This window comes from Pseudoalteromonas sp. S8-8, from assembly GCF_000497875.1.
Lineage (GTDB): Bacteria > Pseudomonadota > Gammaproteobacteria > Enterobacterales > Alteromonadaceae > Pseudoalteromonas > Pseudoalteromonas arctica.
Genome location: NZ_AUTR01000022.1, coordinates 148,271 through 166,698, shown reverse-complemented (window position 1 = coordinate 166,698; position 18,428 = coordinate 148,271). Strand labels below are relative to the sequence as shown.

17 protein-coding genes are annotated in these 18,428 nt (G+C 38.7%); 6 read left to right on the top strand and 11 right to left on the bottom strand.

Going from position 1 to position 18,428, the window contains the following annotated elements:
* Window positions 1-79 precede the first annotated feature (79 nt).
* Window positions 80-3,883, bottom strand: a complete 3,804-nt coding sequence (gene putA / locus L659_RS0106695) for a bifunctional proline dehydrogenase/L-glutamate gamma-semialdehyde dehydrogenase PutA (RefSeq protein ID WP_024590010.1) — start codon at window positions 3,881-3,883, stop codon at window positions 80-82.
* A 169-nt stretch (window positions 3,884-4,052) separates the two neighbouring features.
* On the opposite strand from putA, the gene L659_RS0106690 reads away from it, so the two are divergent.
* Window positions 4,053-4,535, top strand: a complete 483-nt coding sequence (locus L659_RS0106690; RefSeq protein WP_024590009.1) for a winged helix-turn-helix transcriptional regulator — start codon at window positions 4,053-4,055, stop codon at window positions 4,533-4,535.
* Window positions 4,536-4,613: 78 nt separating this feature from the next.
* On the opposite strand, the gene L659_RS0106685 is transcribed toward L659_RS0106690, so the two are convergent.
* The 7 genes from L659_RS0106685 to L659_RS0106655 form a co-directional block, all read right to left on the bottom strand.
* Window positions 4,614-5,603: a sensor domain-containing diguanylate cyclase gene (locus tag L659_RS0106685; RefSeq protein WP_007581681.1), complete on the bottom strand. Its 990-nt coding sequence runs from the start codon at window positions 5,601-5,603 to the stop codon at window positions 4,614-4,616.
* Window positions 5,604-5,808: 205 nt separating this feature from the next.
* On the bottom strand, window positions 5,809-6,186 hold the full coding sequence (locus L659_RS0106680; RefSeq protein WP_024590008.1) for a DP-EP family protein: 378 nt from the start codon (window positions 6,184-6,186) through the stop codon (window positions 5,809-5,811).
* Window positions 6,187-6,202: 16 nt separating this feature from the next.
* The gene (locus L659_RS0106675) at window positions 6,203-9,457 is read right to left on the bottom strand and encodes an nSTAND1 domain-containing NTPase (protein ID WP_024590007.1); all 3,255 of its coding nucleotides are present in this window, start codon (window positions 9,455-9,457) and stop codon (window positions 6,203-6,205) included.
* Window positions 9,458-9,625: 168 nt separating this feature from the next.
* Entirely contained in the window at window positions 9,626-10,456 is an 831-nt protein-coding gene (locus tag L659_RS0106670; protein ID WP_024590006.1) for a mechanosensitive ion channel family protein, read from the bottom strand.
* Window positions 10,457-10,494: 38 nt separating this feature from the next.
* Window positions 10,495-11,238 carry an LrgB family protein gene (locus tag L659_RS0106665; protein WP_024590005.1) on the bottom strand — a complete coding sequence of 248 codons (744 nt, stop codon included), beginning with the start codon at window positions 11,236-11,238 and terminating at the stop codon, window positions 10,495-10,497.
* The gene (locus L659_RS0106660; protein WP_024590004.1) at window positions 11,231-11,584 is read right to left on the bottom strand and encodes a CidA/LrgA family protein; all 354 of its coding nucleotides are present in this window, start codon (window positions 11,582-11,584) and stop codon (window positions 11,231-11,233) included. The genes L659_RS0106665 and L659_RS0106660 overlap by 8 nt, the downstream gene beginning before the upstream one ends.
* Before the next feature lie 71 nt (window positions 11,585-11,655).
* Entirely contained in the window at window positions 11,656-12,447 is a 792-nt protein-coding gene (locus L659_RS0106655; protein ID WP_024590003.1) for a crotonase/enoyl-CoA hydratase family protein, read from the bottom strand.
* Between the two features lie 367 nt (window positions 12,448-12,814).
* Here L659_RS0106655 and L659_RS0106650 point away from each other — a divergent pair, with 367 nt between their 5' ends.
* From L659_RS0106650 to L659_RS0106640, 3 genes are read left to right on the top strand one after another with little or no spacing between them, the layout of a single operon-like run.
* The gene (locus L659_RS0106650; RefSeq protein ID WP_007581697.1) at window positions 12,815-13,135 is read left to right on the top strand and encodes an HI1450 family dsDNA-mimic protein; all 321 of its coding nucleotides are present in this window, start codon (window positions 12,815-12,817) and stop codon (window positions 13,133-13,135) included.
* Between the two features lie 42 nt (window positions 13,136-13,177).
* Complete coding sequence (locus L659_RS0106645; RefSeq protein ID WP_007581700.1) at window positions 13,178-13,990, top strand: DUF481 domain-containing protein; 813 nt, start codon at window positions 13,178-13,180, stop codon at window positions 13,988-13,990.
* 25 nt (window positions 13,991-14,015) lie between these two features.
* Window positions 14,016-14,498 (top strand): hypothetical protein, encoded by a 483-nt coding sequence (locus tag L659_RS0106640; RefSeq protein WP_024590002.1) that lies wholly within the window; start codon window positions 14,016-14,018, stop codon window positions 14,496-14,498.
* A 42-nt stretch (window positions 14,499-14,540) separates the two neighbouring features.
* On the opposite strand, the gene L659_RS0106635 is transcribed toward L659_RS0106640, so the two are convergent.
* Both L659_RS0106635 and ygfZ read right to left on the bottom strand, forming a co-directional pair.
* Window positions 14,541-15,026, bottom strand: a complete 486-nt coding sequence (locus L659_RS0106635) for an FKBP-type peptidyl-prolyl cis-trans isomerase (RefSeq protein WP_007581704.1) — start codon at window positions 15,024-15,026, stop codon at window positions 14,541-14,543.
* 12 nt (window positions 15,027-15,038) lie between these two features.
* Entirely contained in the window at window positions 15,039-15,950 is a 912-nt protein-coding gene (ygfZ, locus tag L659_RS0106630; protein ID WP_024590001.1) for a CAF17-like 4Fe-4S cluster assembly/insertion protein YgfZ, read from the bottom strand.
* Between the two features lie 164 nt (window positions 15,951-16,114).
* On the opposite strand from ygfZ, the gene L659_RS0106625 reads away from it, so the two are divergent.
* Window positions 16,115-16,366 carry an FAD assembly factor SdhE gene (locus tag L659_RS0106625; protein WP_007581709.1) on the top strand — a complete coding sequence of 84 codons (252 nt, stop codon included), beginning with the start codon at window positions 16,115-16,117 and terminating at the stop codon, window positions 16,364-16,366.
* Between the two features lie 55 nt (window positions 16,367-16,421).
* Window positions 16,422-16,778, top strand: coding sequence for a hypothetical protein (locus L659_RS1000000123900; protein WP_024590000.1), 357 nt, complete (start codon window positions 16,422-16,424; stop codon window positions 16,776-16,778).
* Here the strand turns inward: L659_RS1000000123900 and nadB are convergent.
* Window positions 16,753-18,363, bottom strand: coding sequence for an L-aspartate oxidase (gene nadB / locus L659_RS0106615; protein ID WP_007581714.1), 1,611 nt, complete (start codon window positions 18,361-18,363; stop codon window positions 16,753-16,755). The two genes, L659_RS1000000123900 and nadB, sit on opposite strands and share 26 nt — an antisense overlap.
* Window positions 18,364-18,428 lie beyond the last annotated feature (65 nt).

Sequence of the window (18,428 nt, the reverse complement as noted above, 5' to 3'; positions counted from 1 at the left end):
AATATATACGTTACTACCTAATAAAAAAGGCACTTTTCAGTGCCTTTTTTTATTTTTTAGTTAAAAAGCATTAGCTTAATTATTCATCATCTTCAACAAGCGTCATTAGTGATGTGTTACCACCTGATGCTGTTGTATCAATACTGATTGTTTTTTCAGTAATAAGACGTTTGATTAATGTATCGTAATACTCAGAGCTAATTACCGGTAAAATAGCACCTTTACGCTGTGCAAGCTGTTGGCTAAAGTAGCCCAAGCGAGACGAGCGAGCAGCAACTACCGCACCGGCTAAATGAGGGGGCGCCAAAATAGCTTGTAACTGGTTAGGTTTAGCTACTTGGAAAACACCTTCTGCAACACCTGTAGAGATAAATTTATCTTTAAAGGCAACGGCTTCATCATAAAACAGCTCAGACGCTACAGTAATTACCGTATTACCTGCGGCAATAGCAGTGATGATAGACAATGCCCAGAAGTTAAATGATGTGCTCTTATCTGCATAACACACTACACAACCACGTGCTTCTAGATGAAGTGTATTAGACTCACCCGTTGGCCCAGGCAGGGTAGTAAACTTACGCATGTGCTTTTCAAGGCGGTTAAGCTGTGCACGTGCTTCTGATAATGTTAATGCTAAGTCGTCTGCTAAATCGTCGATAATTTCTACCGTCGCGATTTTAGCAAGCAACTGACGTACAGCCGAAACACGGTCGTTTAGTGGTGTTGCACGCCAGATTTTCTCATCGCGCATTGAGTTGGCCATTAGCTTTTTAACTTGCTCATTCGCACCGCTGTAGTGGTGCAAATCAAGTTCGTCAGGCGTTAGGTTAGTCATTTGTACGTTATCTGGTGATGCTTTTTCTTTTACTAAACGTTGTAGGTAGTTAGGGCCACCGGCTTTAGGGCCAGTACCTGATAAACCACGGCCACCAAACGGTTGCACACCAACAATGGCACCAATCATGTTTCGGTTAATGTAGACATTACCCGCACGTGACATTTTAGCAAGGTACTCACAGCGCTCTTCAATACGTGAATGAACACCCATTGTCAGACCATAGCCTGTGTTATTTATTTGATCCATCACATCATCAAGTTCATTCGATTTAAAGCGAACAATATGAACACATGGGCCAAATACTTCACGTTTAAGTACTGATAAGTCTTTGATTTCGTATAAACGAGGAGCAAAAAAGTATGCGCCATTTTGTGTATTATCAGGAATTTTACATTCGTAATGAAGTATAGAATTACCTTTTAAGTACTCAACGTGCTCGTTTAAGTTTTTAAGTGCTTTTTCATCAATTACCGGACCAACATCAGTTGATAGTAACGATGGATCGCCAATGTGTAACTCAGCTAGAGCACCTTTAAGCATTTCGATAATGCCATCTGCTACGTCATCTTGAATGAATAAAACACGAAGAGCAGAACAACGTTGGCCAGCACTTTGAAAACCAGAACTGATCACATCATCAACTACTTGCTCAGGAAGCGCCGTTGAGTCAACAATCATACAGTTTTGGCCACCTGTTTCTGCAATTAACGGTACTTGAATGTCGTTACGTGCAGCAAGTGTTTGAGAAATTAATGTGCCTGTTTCAGTAGAACCTGTAAACATAACCGCTTGAATGCGCTCATCAGGAACAATTGTTTTACCTACTTCTGAGCCGCGAGCGATAACCGGTTGAACAACGTGCTCAGGTAAACCAACAGATAGCATTAGTTCAATGGCACGAAGGGCGATTAAACTTGTTTGCTCAGCAGGCTTAGCAATTACAGTGTTACCTGTAACAATCGCAGCAGCAACTTGGCCTAAGAATATTGCAAGCGGGAAGTTCCACGGGCTAATACATAAAATAACGCCACGGGCTTCAAAACGTTCATCTTTAGACAACTCTTCAGCGCGCGCTGCGTAGTAACGACAAAAATCAACCGCTTCACGTACTTCATCAATACCATCTTGCGCTACTTTACCCGCTTCTTTAATACAGATAGCGACTAGTTCGTCGTGATGACGTTCTAAAATGTCAGCAACGCGGCGCAGTAAATTAGCTCGCTCTTTTACTGGTGTTTGTGACCATGATTCAAGTGCCGCTTCAGCGTTAGCCAGTAATACCTTCATCTCTTCGCCAGTTTGCAGTTTAACGTGGCCGATGATTTCTTTGTGATTTGCTGGGTTTTTAACAGCCAATGAGCCTTCTGGTACTTGGCTTTGCTCAATTAAGTGCTCGTTAAACCATGTTTCAAGATTCTCTTTGAAAGGGGTAATAACATTAATATCGGTTAAATCCATGCCTTTAGAGTTAGCACGTTCTTCACCGTATAAATCAATTGGCATTTTGATTTGCGTATTGTACTTATTACGCAAGCCTTGCAATGTTTCTACAGGGTCTGGTAGTAATGATTCAACAGGTTTTGTTGTATCTACAATCGCGTTCACAAATGATGAGTTAGCACCATTTTCTAACAAACGACGAACAAGGTAAGCAAGTAGGTCTTCGTGTTGACCAACTGGGGCATATACACGACATTGAATTTTTTCTTCGTTAACGATTTGGTCGAATAAAGATTCACCCATACCGTGCAAACGTTGAAATTCAAAACCGGTGTTGTCGCCTTTCGCTACTTCTAAAATAGTCGCGGCAGTGTAAGCGTTGTGTGTTGCAAACTGCGGATAAAGTACGTCGCGCGCTTCAAGCATTTTAATAGCACATGCTTTGTAAGAAACATCGGTTGTTGCTTTACGGGTAAATACAGGGAAATGCTCTAAACCATCTTGTTGTGTGGTTTTGATTTCAGTATCCCAGTACGCGCCTTTAACTAAACGTACCATCATTTTACGACCAACACGGCTTGCAAGGTCGGTTAGCCATTCAATTACAAAAATAGCGCGTTTTTGGTACGCTTGAACCGCTAAGCCAAATCCTTGCCAATCACCAAGATCTTCATCACTAAATACTGCTTCAATTACATCTAATGAAATATCTAGACGGTCAGCTTCCTCAGCATCAACGGTAAAGCCGATATCGTATTTTTTAGCTGCAAGCGCAAGCTCTTTTAACTTTGGTACAATTTCTTCCATCACACGGTCTTTATGAGTGAACTCATAACGAGGATGAATAGCAGAAAGCTTAACTGAAATGCCAGGGCTCTTAATTGGACCACGACCATTTGCCGCTTTACCAATAGAGTGTATAGCATTCATGTAGCTGTCAAAGTAACGCTTCGCATCTTTCATTGTGCGCGCGCCTTCGCCTAGCATATCGTAAGAATATACATAACCTTTTTGCTCTGTATCGGCAGCACGTTCAATTGCTTCGTCAATGGTACGACCCATAACGAATTGCTTACCCATAATTTTCATAGCAAAATTTACAGACTTACGAATAACTGGCTCACCCAAACGACCAATGGTCTTTTTAAGCATGCCGAACTGTTGTTCTTTCGTTTTGTCTGTGTAGTTAACCATTTTACCGGTAACTAATAATCCCCAAGAAGACGCGTTTACGAATAAAGAATCGCTGCTGCCTAAATGAGAGCTCCAATCACCTTTCGCTAACTTGTCACGAATCAGTACATCTTGAGTTGCTTTGTCTGGTACGCGAAGCAGCGCTTCGGCCAAACACATTAATACAACGCCTTCTTCACTAGAGAGTGAAAATTCATTTAAAAGCGCATCAACACCGCCTTGCCCATCTTGCTCTTTACGAATGTTTAAAACAATCTGGCGGGCTCTTTCCCAGGCACGACTTCGTGCTTTTACGCCTACTTCTGCAAGCGGTAAAATATGATCAATAACCGCATTTTCATCTATGCGGTAGAAGTCACGGATTCTTTGTCTAATAGGACAAATCGTTGTTAAATCGCCGTTGAATAACATAAGCAACCCTCAGGAGTGTTAAGAATTAAAGTAAAATTAATTACCAATAAATTACCAGTGATATTGTGAGTGCATTCTAATTAAATTTCAGCAGAATATGCTGGTTAAATTTCGCGTTTTACGATAATTTACAGGGCATAAATTTAACTTATCCGCATAAAATTCTGTTATGACAATTCCAAATAGATTACGCATGCTAGATCGTATTGATTTAGCCATACTAGACGTTCTACAAAAGAACGGCAGAATTTCAAATGTTAACCTCGCAAAACAGGTTAATTTGAGTGCAAGCCCGTGTCTTGATCGTGTAAAACGATTAGAGCAAGAAGGCTATATCGAAGGCTACTACGCTAAGCTTAGCGAAGCAAAGCTTAATCAAAGCTTAGTAGCACATGTTCAAGTGTCGCTTGTTGCTTCAAATACAGCAGTATTTAAGGTATTTAGAGAGCATATACTAAGAATACAACAAGTCGTTGAATGCGACATGGTGGCAGGCGGTTATGATTATTTATTAAAAATCCGCGTTTCTAATATGGAAGAATATAGACAAGTTCTTGGCGACTTAGTCGATATTCCCGGCGTGGGCACTCATCATACTTATATGGTGATCGAAAAGATTAAAAAAGACGAAGGGCTGCTAATCGACATTTAAGCTTTTCTCAAGTAATAAAAAACCGCAATTGCGGTTTTTTATTTTAGTAGATAAAGGCTATACCAAATAGTTAGTACATCACCTTATACATAATTTATTACGACCTTCCGACTTCGCTCTATATAAAGCCGTATCAGCCGCGCATATTAATGCCTCAGATGTTCTGTACTGATTATCGTATTCACACGCTAAACCCTGGCTTACACTTATCTTTACATTCGCTGGCAAACCAATATCTCTAAAATTAATGTTGAGTATTTTTTCTTGAATACGTTTTGCGATCATTTCTGCATTTGAGACATGTGAGCGGGGTAATACAACAGCAAACTCCTCACCACCATAGCGTGCTACTAAACTATCTTTTGAGGGGAGGCAGTCTTCAATTGTTTGAGCTACTTTTTGCAAACATTTATCACCCTTTACATGACCAAAATTATCATTAAACAGTTTAAAAAAATCAATATCGATCAAGATAAAACTCAAAGGCTGTTTGTCTACTATGCATTCTTGCCAATTTTTAATAATCGCCTTTTCTAAAGTGCAGCGATTAGCGACGCCTGTAAGGTGATCTATTTTGGCTATGTTTTCGAGTACTTTATACTTTTTAACATGCCTAGAAATATCATGCATAATACAAATAAATAGAGGGATATTGTTTGTAGTTGATGCGGGTATACAAGAAATTGAGAGCTCTATATCTAAACAGTTACCATTGTTTTTTATTATTTTAACTTCTTTCGGGCCATGATTGAGTGGTGTTTGATAGTTGTTTTTCCAACTTTCAAACATGTATTGATAGTCATCGCGATACTGTTCTTGTAAACAATCTTGCCATTTTTTACCTATTAACGAGTCAGACGTAACATTAAAAAAACGAGCTGCAACGGGATTTACTGATTCAAACACTCCATCTGCATTAACAATAAAAATAGCATCGGCCATCACATTAGTGACATTAATAATTGCGCTTATTTTTTCATTGTTAACGGTATTAGAAATGCTGCTCATTAATGCAGATACAGCGTTGTCGGTGTTGTTTGCTCTGCTATTTTCATTATTGTTAGACATGGTGTTGCTCATTTTTATTGTTAATGAAACTTTATGTCTAGGAGTTTATTTAATTTATGGTTTTTAAACCTTTCGGTAACCTTCTTTTTTAATTTGTTGATTTTATTTGTTTTTATTGAAGTGTGTCAGTGCTTAGCTAAAAGGTAGTTAGGTTATAAATAAATTGCACTGGGGAAATTATGCTTGTGCAATTTAAAATCAATAATTAATTTTTGTCTTTATTTATAACTTGTGGGTCAGGGCTTGAATAAGGTTTATCATTACACTCAACGTTAAATATTAAACATGCAGTGCCTGAGTTTTTTGCTGTATCGGTGACGGTGATTGCTTGGCGGTTATCACTAAGTTCATAACTGAAATCTTGGGCACATGTTCCGATTTTATTAGTAATTGTAGCCCCCGTGAAAAAAAAGCCTAGCCCAACTGTTACAGGAGTTAAAGTGTAAGTACCTGCAGTTTCGGCTCTTACTGTACCGCCGCCGTCAACGGCTTTACCATTTTCTGTATAGCTAAAAACGGCCTCTTTTTTATCGTTAAACTCAATATGTACTTGAAAATCGACTTTTTCTAAGGTGGTATTCATGTTATTTCCTTTGTATTTATAGTTTAAAGTCAGTAATGCCTAGTTTTATCAGGCTTGCTGTTATTGTTGGTATTTCGTTTGCTCGGTTTAAGCAGGTATATGCTTGTACCTGCGGGTACTTTACGTGAATACTTTGGTTTATTTTTACTGTTTGAGTAATAGCTTTAAGCGCATTTACGCAAAATTGCTCTCGCTGTTCGCTGGTCGAAGCTAATTTAGCTTTGAGCAGGTTTATATTTATGGGAGCTAAGTTATCTCTATTCTTCATTTTATTGGTTATGTAACGTTTATATTCGCCATCATTCTCAAGGGTTGTTAATAACTCTTGCGCTTTAAGAGGGAAGTTTCTGTCAATAAAATAGCGAGCCAGACTAATTTGTGTATTAATAGAATTGATACTATTAAAACCTTGTGATTTTAAGAAGCTAATAATTTCTCCTATTCTTGAATCTACTTTTTTGTCATAAGACAACATTATTAATTGCGCTAAAGAGCGATAATACATATGTTGAAATTCATTATTTTCTGGATCTTGCTTTAAAGCCTCATTTATATTTTCATTCGCAAAGCGAGCTTTTAAATAGGCCATTTTTTTATCAGGTAAATAGCTTAGTAAATAGCCTTGTTGCATATATATATTTGCTGACATATAAAAAAGACTCGCGTCATCAGGGTAGTGATTAGCCACCTTTTTGACCACAGCAACTGCATTGTCCAATATATACACTGCAGTGTTGAAGTTACCAAGCATACCTTCAGTTTTTGCAAGCCAACTAAGGGTATCTGCTTTATCACGCAATAAGTTTTTATTGTTGGGCTTTAGCACAAGCGCTTCGTTTTTAAGAGTAAGTGATTCGGTAAAGCTCTGTTTTGCCGCTTTATAATTAAATTGTTTTAAATACAAAGATCCCAGCGAATTATGTGAATACGACAACTCCATAATGGAATTAAAATCATTCGCTGCTAATGAATACATGGTTTCGCTATACATATGATACTTTTTAAATAATGGCTCAGTGGCAGCGTAATCACTTTTATCATAATGAAGCTGGCCTAACCAAAAGGCATTGGCACCCGCAAGCGTTAGTAATTCTATATTGTTAGGCTGTATTTTTAATAATGCCTCAAGGCGGGTGCGGGCGTTTTCAAAGGCGGTAAAGGCTTCATCGGTTTTACCTCGGGAATAAGCTACTTCACCCATTGCTTCGAGGGTTTGTGCGTACTGGAAACGGTTGTTAAATTGTGCTTTATCATCGCTAAAGCTAAAGAGTGAACCTGATTCGTCTGTTTGATTTGTAAAATATTCAAGTGCTTTATTACTAATACCATCAAGTAAGTCCATACGCTTTACGCTACGCAGTTTGTCGGCAAAGTCACCCACCATAAACCCCAGTAAGCTTTCGGCCTCAAGCTGTTTTTTTTGCGCATGTTGCTGGGCCTTAAAACTAGTAAAGCTCATTAATAACGCGGTAAATGTAAGTAAGCACAATAAAGCAACGGTCACCCGTTTTACTCTTATTTTTGTTTTTGTTTTTTTAATAGAGCTTTTGATAAGAGTGTGCTCGTTATCATCTAATTTAAACAGTTTGTCGTTTAGTAATAGCTGCGCTTCTTGTAGCGGTTTACCTGGCGCTAGGAGGTAAGCACTACTTTTACCTTCATCTATCCAATTTTGCGCTTGGTGTTGTAAGCGGCTTTTTATTGCTAAGGCATCTTTATGATCATTAATCCATTGTTTTGCTCGCGGCCATTGACGTAATAATGCCTCGTGAGCAAGGCTAAAACAGGCTTCTTGATTTTGTAAATGCGATACAAATAAACGGCTATCGACCATGGCTTGCACAAGCTCTTTTTGGCTTGTGTTCGTTAATGTTTGCCAGCGGGCAGCGCGGCTCGTAATGGTTTTACCATCTGGATTTAAAGTGATCAGCTGTGATAATACGCTTTTTAGTTGCTGTTGTTGCTCGTTGCTGAGGTCAATAAATATATCTTCTGCTTTTTTGCCTATGGCTCCCTCAATACCCCCGAGTTTTGTGTAAACACTGTGCAGTAGCTCGTTACTATCACTGCGCTGCAAGTACAGCTCTTGCAATGTGTATTGCAGCATGGGTAATGCATCGGGGTTATTAGCTGTATCGGCGCACAATATTTCATCCAGTGGTGTTTGGGTTTCTGGGTCATTCGAGAACGTTAAATTAGCGGTTAACGCTGGCAGGCGAATAATTTGTTGAAGCTCTTGGCGATTTGGCGGTGTTAAATCGTAGTGCGCGCCATGAGCTTTGCCTGCCATTAGACTTGGTTGTTCAACCACTAAAGGGTAAAAGTCGTTACGACACGCACTAAATACAATCACAGTTTTAGAGGTTGCTAAGCGCTCAATAACTGATAAAAAATGGCTGCGCGTTTCGCTACTAAATAAAGGAGAAGAAAGCAGTACTTCTAAGCGGTCAATAAATAAAAATAACTGGGGTGTTTTAAGTTGTGTAGAGGCTTTGCTAAGTGCAATTTGTATGGCGTTGATTACGCCATCGATTGCCAATTCTAGTTGCTCTGCCAGTGTTTGCGCGCTTAATCCTTCAAATACAGGAAGGCCATTTATATCCCAATCAAGCAATGCAGAAGCTAAATCTAAAAAAAGTCTATTTTTATGAACATCTGCAAAGTCGAGTTGGCTATAAGAAATAACCCCAATGCCGTTATAGCCTCGCTCATCTAGCAGTTTTGGTAAAATCCCAGCATTAACAAGCGAAGATTTACCCGTACCGCTAGGGCCAAGTATTAAGCAAAAAGCACGACCAAATTTAACTTGGCTCGATATTCTATTGAGTAACGTTTCTATAGATTGATTGCGGCCAAAAAATAGGTGTGTATCGCTTGGGTTGTAGGCGCTTAATCCTAAAAAAGGAGAGCCACCTTGCCATGTGTTTTCACTTTTTTTTATATCTTCAGCCAGAGGAAACTCAAGTTTTGCAATAACGCGGTAACCACGTTTGCGAATAGTTTCTATGTAGGTGGGCTCACTTGCTTTATCACCGAGGGCTTTTCGTAACTGGGTAATTGTTTTATGCAGCGGGTTATCGCCTACCTCAACATTTTTCCAGCATTGATCTAATAGCTCGTCAGTAGTAACAATTTCGCCTTTTTGGAAGCAAAGATGAACTAACACATCCATGGCTTTTGGTTCTAACTGTTTATTTTTTTCTGCACGCTGAAGAGTATTTGACTGGGGATTGACTTGCCAATCACCTAAATAAAAAGGGCTGCGATTCATAATGGCTCATTATTGTTATTATGTAATTAAAGCGAGTGATTAGCCGACTTTTTTAACCAAGTCTTTATATTACAGATAAAATAACAAACAGATAAGGAGTTTTTACGCAGTAAAAGAAGTTTATTGATGTGGGTAATTCAATATTGAATTACCCACTGGATTTTATGACTATATATCGCTTTTATTTATAGTAATGACGCGTTGAGGGAATGGGATTTCAATATCAGCGTTATTAATTGCTTTATAAACACCGCCATTAATAGCCAGCTTGGTTTCAATAATTTTAGTGGTAGGTACCCAATATCGGTAGCTTATTGTAACACCGCTATCGGCAAAGCGTTCAATACCCACTTGTGATAACGGATTTTGTGCGACTAATTCGTGTGCTTTAAGTACGTCTTCAATAAGGCGAATCGCGTTATCAGAGCAAGCACTATAGGCTATATCTATTTCACCTTTGACCAATGAGTAACTAAATGAGTTATGAAGTATTTCACCTACTATGTGCTTATTTGGAATGGTAATTTCTACTTTTTCTTCATTGATTAAAATAGTGTAGCCAAGCTCAATTGTTTTAACTTGGCCGCTTACATTTTTAACTTCAATAGTATCACCAACAACAAAAGGTCGAGTGGCTATAATGGCAAGGCCTGCACCATAGTTAGAGAGCATTCCTTGCAGCGCTAAACCTGCACCCAAAGACGCAGCACCAATGGCTGCTACAAATGGCGTAACGCTGATACCTATTTTTCCAAGTGCAATAATTATAACCATTACAATTAGCAGTACTTTTACCACGCTACTGACAAAGTTAGTAAGCGTAATGTCAACGTTATGACGGGTCATTAACGCGGCTACAAATTTGGCAAGCTTTTGTGCTATCCACAAACCAATGAGGACGATAAAAATAGCGCCAACAATTTGCATACTGTAGGTAACCATATACTCAGTAAGCATGGTGTAATATTTTTCAAACTGTTCGATTTCAGAACTGATCATAAAGCGCTCTATGTTAGGGCTATGTTGTATTTTTCCAACTATAGCAAAATGTTGACTAAAAATGGATATAACAGCGGCACTATAATCGCTGTTAATAAAGCACTTAGCGCCATTGCAACTGAGGAGTAAGCGCCTACTTTTGGATGCTCAGCAATAGCAGCAGCAGTCCCAATTGCATGACAAGCTGTGCCCATGGCAACACCTTGAGATTCGTGATTAAAAATATTAATGAGTTGAAAAAGCATAAAGCCAAATAAAGCGCCTAGTAAACCAATAAAAATAACTAAAACCGCAGCAAGAGAGCTAATCCCCCCTAATGAGTCAGTAACAATTAAAGATATTGGGGTTGTGACACTGAGTGCGGCAACAGATGCACTTAGCTGCGCAGGCGTATTAAATAATATGCTTAGCAAAAATGCCACAACGGTTGCGTTAACAATACCTAAGCTACATGTTGCGACTATGAGTAATAGGTTTTTTCGTACGTGTGTAAACTGCTGATATAAAGGAAGCGCTAAAGCCACAATCGCGGGCTCTAATAACCAGCTTAATAATTTGCTGTGCGAGGCAAATTGCGTATAAGGCAGATTTAGGTTAATTAGTAATAAAGCGATAATACTAATACTTAAAAATACGGGGTTAGTGAGCGATTTAAATACGCTGTTTTTTATACTTTGGTTTACGGCCCTTAGCGCTAAAAATAATACAATAATAAAAGGAATACTTAGCCACCATAAATTAGGCTGTAGCTCTGAAATAGCGGAAAAAGTAAAATCAGTCATTATTTTCTCTTCCCTTAAAGTTCGCAATTACACTGCTAACAAGCAACAAGGTAGTTATAGGGACTAGCACCACAACTGAGGCTAAAAATGCCCAGTGCGATTTTATAAGGCCGAGATGTTCAATAAATCCCACACCCGCAGGAATGAAAAAGATAGGCATAATATTTAAAATAGGGGAGGCGCATGGTTTTACATGTTGCTCTTTTACAATACCCGATAAGAGTAAAACTAATAAAATAACCATAGCAAGTAACGGTGCAGGAAAGCTTCCACCAATAAAGTGCATAGTGAGTTTAGCGCAGGCTAAACAGAGTAAAATAATAGCGCTACTGAGCAGATATTTCATCAAAGTGGCCCACAGAAAAGATAAGAGCTTAACTTTAACAAATCAAACTCTTTTATGCATTGTGCAATAGTCTACCAGTGCTTTGTATTTGCGTAGGTTATATTCGCTTTTCCTTTTGCTTTAGCAATTGCTTTTTTAGTGTTTGGGTTTAGCAATAAGCGAATTTGGCTGAAGGTTTCTTTAGCGAGTATTTTTCGTTGGTTTGGTTTATAGCTAAGTTGTGTAATGCGTTTAATTGCAGCGAGCGTATCTGGTGAACGCTCAAGTAATGTATTGAGCATGTTTTGCGTTGCTTGCTGAGTATCATCGGTAAGTTTAGTAACCAAACCTAGCTCATTTGCTTGTTGTGCAGTGATTGGGTTTGCGTGGCTTGCAAGCCAAAGTGCTTGGTCGCGCTTAACTAAACCGCTCATCATTACATTTGCGCCCATATCGGGGCACAATCCCCAACGCGCTTCCATAATGGCAAGTTTGGCATCAATATGAACAACTCTGTAATCTGCCCCCAAAGCTATTTGCAAACCCCCCCCTAAACAGTTGCCATCAATTTGTGCAATAACGGGCACACTCAGTGACTGCCAGCCTAATACTACTTTTTGCGCTAAATTTTGATTGCCAGGTAACCATTTAAGCAATAATTTCACTATGTTCATTGGTGTAGCCATTACTGCAGATATATCAAGGCCTGCACAAAAATGTTCGCCATCGCCTTTTATTACCACAGCACGAATACTGCGATCTCTTTTTATATTTTTAATGACTTTGTTTAGCTCTACAAACATTTCAAAACTTAATGCATTTTGTTTTTTTGCTCTGCTAAGCGTGACGGTTGCAATGCCATTTTGTTTTTCTAGTTTTATCATTACACACTCCTCTGACCTGTTGCTTGAGCTTATGTTGTTATAGGAATTAAGTAAAGTGACGGTATTTTTTAAATAAATGGAATTTATTGCTAAAGCCGTAGTCTTAAAGGATTGGTTTTAGATGAGAAAAGGCTAAACAATTCGGACCTAAGATAATAAAAATATTTTACGTTGTTATTTTAACTTAAATAATAAAAGTAATCTTTATATTCAATAGGTTAGGTGAGTTGTTATTTGTCGTTTTAGTTGTATGCTGAATAAAGCATGACTCGGTTACAAAAAAGTCAGTGTTTTAAGCTTTTTTTTATCAAAATGATGATGAGATTTGATAATATAGCGCAACTTAAAAGCTTAAGGTTAAGCACATATGTCGGGTCCACGTTTATATACGGTAGAAGAAGCTACTCACCAAGCTTATGATATTTTTTTAGAGTTAGCGCCAAATAACTTGAGTGAAAAAGATGTTGAAGACTTTAATGAGTTTAGAGAAGACCTAGGCTTTATTGAAGAAGACGAGCCAGATGACCAGTGGCAAGACTTTGTAGCCCTTGAAATAGAGCCAGAGCACTTTATTCAGGTGTTGGTTGGTTTAGAATTTGAAAATGATGATGTTTTGTTTGCTAAAATTTTGATTAGTCGTGATAAAGATGCTCCGTTTTGTCATATTTTATGGAAAGAAACTGAATAAGCAATACTGCTTATTTTTATAATTGTGTGCAGAGAGAGTATTGTGCGTAAGTATTTATTTTTAATTTTTTTAATAATTAGCAGCCCAAGTTGGGCCGTTGATCCATTTGAAGATTTTCATGAATATGGCAAGCTCTCTGATGAAGAAATTCATGAGTTACACAAAGGTGACATGTTCTACGGTGATACTGAATTTGGCTTTATTCTAAGTAAAGGTAACACCAATTCGACCAGTTTTAAGCTCAAAGGTAATTTATACCAAGACTTTGAAAAGTGGCGTAACCAATTTAAAATAGACTCTCTTTATAAGCGTGATGAGAACGATGAAAGCGGTGGCACTGATGTTACAGCTAATCGTGTTTTTGTATCTGCGCAAGGTAACTATAAAGTAGGTGTTAAAAACTCCTCATTTTTTATTTACGGTGATTACGAAGAAGATGAGTTTAGTGGACTTGATTTTAAAAGTACGGTGGCGACAGGCTATGGTGCGCGTGTATATCAAGGCTCTAAAAACAAAGTAGATATTGATATAGGACCTGGTTTATACCGTTCAGTAGCCGATGAAGATTCGGATGTGAGCGAAGATGAAATTAATAAAACCGGTTATTTAGTACGTGTTGCAATGCAGTGGGAACGTTTGGTTTCTAAGCGTACTCGTTTTAATCAAGATGTGAGTATAGAGCAGTCGCTTTCAGGTCTTAATTCTCGCTTAAAATCGGAAACCGCACTGATAAGCCAAGTGATTGGTGCGGTATCACTCAAATTTACCTACATGTATCGTTATAATTCAAAACCCGAAGATGATAAACTCAAGTTTGACTCAGAGCTGAGTGCTACATTGGTGTACAGCTTTTAAGTATTTATTTAATTTAGAGAATATTATGTATCAGCATAAACAGTATGCGGTGTTTATCTTTTTTGTATTAGCGTGGATAGGCGGTTTTGTAGCGCTTGCATGGAACTTGTTAGGCGCTGATGGACCTTTAATGATATTTGCTGGGATTTTAGTGCTGGTGGGCTTTTTGTTCCATGGTCTAACAGTAAAAGTAGATGATAAAAAAATTAGCTGGGCGTTTGGTCCTGGCGTTGCAGGGCAAAGCATTGAGCTTGGCGAAGTGTTAGAAGCTAAGGCAGTTCAAAACTCTTACAGACACGGTATTGGTATGCGAATTACTCACGATGGTTGGGTGTATACAGTATCTGGCTTTAGTGCAATACAGCTAACGCTTAAAGATGGCACTTTGTATCGAGTTGGCACAAACGATCAAAAAGGTTTACTAGCCGCTTTAAAAGAAAAGAATGTATCAATCGCGCTGCCTAGTAAGGCAAAAACTGAAACGGTTAAGCGCAACAATATGATATAAAAAAAGCGCCCTAGGCGCTTTTTTACTTGGTTTAACAGTGTATTAGTGGTCGTGACCACATCCACCTTCACCATGTACATGACCATGAGTGAGTTCTTCTTCGGTTGCATCACGTACTTCTAGTATCTCTACATCAAAGTTAAGTGTTATGCCTGCAAGTGGGTTATTACCATCTACAATAACTTCTTCATCTTGGATATCGATGATCATTACTGATTGGTCACCATCATCTGTTGATGCACGAAATTGCATGCCGACTTCAATTTCCATACCTTCAAACATCGACTTAGGTACAGCTTGCATTAGGTTATCGTGGCGTTCGCCATAACCTTCATCAGGTTCAACTTTTACGCTAAGTGTGTCGCCTGGTTGTTTGCCTTGCAAAGCATTTTCTAGGCCTGAAATTAAGTAGCCTGTGCCAATGATAAAGTGTAGTGGCTCACCACCGAACGAGTTATCAATGCTATTGCCATCATTATCCATTACCGAATAATGCATTTTTACCACTTTGTTTGCCGCAACGATCATAGTCATTCCTATTTATTCATCTTCAAGAGAGTAGGGTAGAGGCAGAATGCTTAGCTCCACCTGAGGTGTGTGTTTTGCACGAAGTACCTGAGTTACATCAGTATCGTTTGGCAACACAACAAGGCCTGTTAATTTATTTGTTTGTTCATTAAAGCTTTGTGCAATAAGTTTACCCACACGGCGCCAGTTTTCGCCTAATTGGGTTTCTAAATCGGGCTCTGAAAGTATCCCTTCGCTTTGACCTGAGACTATATACATTGCACGCTTATTTTTACCTAGGTACTTCATGCGAGCCACAGTTTCTTGACCGGTATAACACCCTTTTTTAAAGCTTATACCGCCAATAGCATGTAGGTTTACCATTTGAGGAACATACTCGCCAATTGCATCTGCACTTAACTGAGGTTCACCTGCAAGCATAGATGCTTGTTGCCAAGGAGCTTCGTTATCAAGTGTAGATACGTCATCAGGCATACTAAACTGGCTATCGACCATTAATAAAACACGGTTATCAGCTAATTTTAGTGCTTTACCGCTTTCAAAGTCACACGCGCTCGCATCACCTTCAAAGTTAATATCAAGTTGTGCGAGTACACCCGATAAATCATCACCAATGAGACCAATTAATCGCTTTGAACATGCACTAATGTCAACTTTTGCAAATACGGCATACTTTTTTAGCTCAGCTAACGATTTTTCTACTTCGTTTTCGCTGCCTGTAAGGTAGTAGCTGTCTTGATAAGTAAATAATTTAAATACGCCCCAAAGTTTACCTTTAGCGCTGCAATGGCCAGCCCACAAATAATTACTGCTGGTTAATTTATTTAGATCTTGAGTGATTTGCCCGTGTAAATAAGATAATTTATCAGCACCGCAGAGGCTAATAAGTTGATGAGATAACGGACATGCATAAACGCTCGACATAAAAACCTTCTTTGCAATATAAATGAAGTGACATAATAACGCAGTTGTTACGTATGGTACAGACAAGCGCTTATTGGTGCGGGTTTATTCTTTAATGAGAGATTAATAGCTGCTAAATAGGCTTGTGTTTGTTAAACTCGAGTCAATTAAGTATGAGGTTTAAAATGGTTGAAATTCATAGTAAAGCACGTATTCGTTGGGCTTGCCGTCGTGGCATGTTAGAGCTTGATGTTTTGTTTATGCCGTTTGTTGAAGAAGCATACGACTCTTTAAGCGCAGAGCAACAGGCTATTTTTCAGCGTTTGCTAACAGAAGAAGACCCTGACTTATTTGCATGGTTTATGGGTCATCAAGAATGTAAAGATGAGCAGTTAAACGGTATGGTTTCGCTGATCTTAGACCGAGTTCGTGTATAGGTTTACAGTTACTAATAATAACGCTGACCACAAACCTATTGTGGTCTTTTTTTGCATGCTCATTTTAATATTATGTTTATTTTTAGATTCGCTACTAGCTATGCTTTTTTGTTTGATAATTAATATATTAGCTGGCTTTTTAGTGTGGCAAAAAGTGTTGGCAATTCATCCAAATCACGGCGTTATAATACTAGAACCCAAGCTATTTAGGTTTGAGGGTGAGGGTTTGAAAATTCAGGGTGAAATTAGTAAAAAAAGCCGTTTTTATGGCAATAATATATGGCTACATATTAAAGGTTTTAGTAACAACCATTGGCTTATAATTTCAGCCAATGGTGTTAATGAACAAAGTTATGCGCGTTTGAAACGTGCTACTTTAAGCGCGGTTAATTGCGTTTTGGAGTCAAAATAGTCGGTGTTGGATTTTCATTTTGTTCAGGATAGTCAATTGTATAATGTAGGCCTCTGCTTTCTTTTCGTTCCATTGCACTTCTAATAATGAGTTCTGACACTTGTACTAAGTTACGAAGCTCAAGCAAGTTATTACTTACTCTAAAGTTTGCATAATAATCGTGTATTTCTTGCTGCAGCAACTCAACCCTATGCAGTGCACGTTCTAAGCGTTTAGTAGAGCGTACAATACCTACATAATCCCACATAAATAAACGTAGTTCATGCCAGTTATGGGTAATAACAATTTCTTCATCAGAGTTACTAACACGGCTTTCATCCCAATGAGGTAGAGCCATTGGCTCTGGTGCATGTTCAATTTTACTTAAAATATCTTTAGCTGCAGCGTGGGCAAATACAATACATTCTAATAATGAATTACTTGCCATACGGTTTGCACCATGTAGGCCTGTGTAAGCGACTTCGCCAACAGCATACAAGTTATCGAGATCTGTTTTACCGTTAAAGTCGGTCATTACGCCACCACAAGTGTAATGCGCAGCAGGTACAACTGGGATTGCTTCTTTTGTTATATCAAGCCCTACACTTAGGCATTTTGCGTAAATAGTAGGGAAGTGCTCAATAATAAAGTCTTTATCTTTGTGGCTAATATCTAAATAAACACAATTAGCACCTAAACGCTTCATTTCAAAATCGATTGCGCGTGCGACTATATCGCGTGGAGCGAGCTCTTCACGGCTGTCAAAGTCTTTCATAAAACGAGTGCCATCAGGTCGTTTTAAATAAGCCCCTTCACCGCGCATAGCTTCTGTAATTAAAAAGTTTTGTAGCTCTGGATGATAAAGGCTCGTTGGATGAAATTGATTAAATTCCATATTGGCAACTTTACAGCCTGCGCGCCATGCCATTGCAATGCCATCACCACTTGATACATCTGGATTAGATGTATACAAATACACTTTGCTTGCGCCACCAGTGGCAAGAGCAACAAATTTAGCTGAAATGGTTTCTACCTTTTTAGCTTTTTTGTTCCACACATACATACCTTCAATGTGTGAGCCTGTTTTTCCGGCGCTTTTATCTGTAATTAAATCAATAGCATTGTATTGCTCTAAGAGCGTTATATTCTTATGAATTTTAACTTGGCTAATAAGCGTGGTTTGCACAGCTTTGCCAGTAGCATCGGCTGCATGCAAAATACGACGATGGCTGTGACCGCCTTCACGTGTTAAATGAAAACGCTCTTTTCCTTTGCTATCAAACTCCATATCAAAGGGAACACCTTGGTCGATTAACCACTGTAGGCAATCGTGAGCATTGCTGGCAGTATAATGAACAGCGTCTCTGTCGCATAAACCGCCGCCCGCATCGAGTGTATCTTCAACATGAGATTCTATGCTGTCGTTTTGTTTATCAAATACAGCTGCTATACCACCTTGAGCATATAAAGTAGAACCTTCTGTAAGCGCTCCTTTACTGATCACGGTAACGTTACAATAATTAGCTAGAGATAATGCAAGTGATAAGCCTGCTGCGCCGCTACCTATAATAGCGACATCTGCAATGTGATGTTTATTTTGGTTCATGTCAGAGGTACTTTGCGGTTACAATGCTCGTATAGAGCAATATTTGTTTTTAATATCTGTAGTTG

Bases quoted from the DNA above. Each gene is read 5' to 3' on its own strand.
- putA (WP_024590010.1), bottom strand. From the start codon at position 3,883: ATGTTATTCAACGGCGATTTAACAACGATTTGTCCTATTAGACAAAGA.
- L659_RS0106690 (WP_024590009.1), top strand. From the start codon at position 4,053: ATGACAATTCCAAATAGATTACGCATGCTAGATCGTATTGATTTAGCC.
- L659_RS0106685 (WP_007581681.1), bottom strand. From the start codon at position 5,603: ATGTCTAACAATAATGAAAATAGCAGAGCAAACAACACCGACAACGCT.
- L659_RS0106680 (WP_024590008.1), bottom strand. From the start codon at position 6,186: ATGAATACCACCTTAGAAAAAGTCGATTTTCAAGTACATATTGAGTTT.
- L659_RS0106675 (WP_024590007.1), bottom strand. From the start codon at position 9,457: ATGAATCGCAGCCCTTTTTATTTAGGTGATTGGCAAGTCAATCCCCAG.
- L659_RS0106670 (WP_024590006.1), bottom strand. From the start codon at position 10,456: ATGATCAGTTCTGAAATCGAACAGTTTGAAAAATATTACACCATGCTT.
- L659_RS0106665 (WP_024590005.1), bottom strand. From the start codon at position 11,238: ATGACTGATTTTACTTTTTCCGCTATTTCAGAGCTACAGCCTAATTTA.
- L659_RS0106660 (WP_024590004.1), bottom strand. From the start codon at position 11,584: ATGAAATATCTGCTCAGTAGCGCTATTATTTTACTCTGTTTAGCCTGC.
- L659_RS0106655 (WP_024590003.1), bottom strand. From the start codon at position 12,447: ATGATAAAACTAGAAAAACAAAATGGCATTGCAACCGTCACGCTTAGC.
- L659_RS0106650 (WP_007581697.1), top strand. From the start codon at position 12,815: ATGTCGGGTCCACGTTTATATACGGTAGAAGAAGCTACTCACCAAGCT.
- L659_RS0106640 (WP_024590002.1), top strand. From the start codon at position 14,016: ATGTATCAGCATAAACAGTATGCGGTGTTTATCTTTTTTGTATTAGCG.
- L659_RS0106635 (WP_007581704.1), bottom strand. From the start codon at position 15,026: ATGATCGTTGCGGCAAACAAAGTGGTAAAAATGCATTATTCGGTAATG.
- ygfZ (WP_024590001.1), bottom strand. From the start codon at position 15,950: ATGTCGAGCGTTTATGCATGTCCGTTATCTCATCAACTTATTAGCCTC.
- L659_RS0106625 (WP_007581709.1), top strand. From the start codon at position 16,115: ATGGTTGAAATTCATAGTAAAGCACGTATTCGTTGGGCTTGCCGTCGT.
- L659_RS1000000123900 (WP_024590000.1), top strand. From the start codon at position 16,422: ATGCTCATTTTAATATTATGTTTATTTTTAGATTCGCTACTAGCTATG.
- nadB (WP_007581714.1), bottom strand. From the start codon at position 18,363: ATGAACCAAAATAAACATCACATTGCAGATGTCGCTATTATAGGTAGC.